The sequence below is a fragment of the Synechococcus sp. OH2 genome (genome assembly GCF_047462155.1).
In the GTDB taxonomy this organism is placed as follows: Bacteria; Cyanobacteriota; Cyanobacteriia; order Thermostichales; family Thermostichaceae; genus Thermostichus.
Map to the genome: position 1 here is coordinate 23,943 of NZ_JANSIR010000124.1, position 270 is coordinate 24,212.

A 270-nucleotide genomic window follows, 5' to 3' on the forward strand; every position below is an offset into this window, starting at 1 on the left:
TCAGGTTGGCCTCGCTCAGCTTGGCCAAGATCAAGTTAGCCCCGCTCAGGTCGGCCCCGCTCAGGTCAGCCTCGCTCAGGTCAGCCTCGCTCAGGTCAGCCTCCCTCAGGTTGGCCCTGCTCAGGTTGGCCCTGCTCAGGTTGGCCCTGCTCAGGTCGGCCCCGCTCAGGTCGGCCCCGCTCAGCTTAGCCTGGCTCAGGTTGGCCCCGCTCAGCTTGGCCAAGATCAAGTTAGCCCCGCTCAGGTTGGCCCCGCTCAGCTTGGCCTGGT

1 protein-coding gene is annotated in these 270 nt (G+C 66.7%); it reads right to left on the minus strand.

The features are described 5' to 3' along the window. On the minus strand, nt 1–270 hold a 270-nt coding region (locus NW835_RS13770; RefSeq protein WP_414415586.1), incomplete at both ends, for a pentapeptide repeat-containing protein.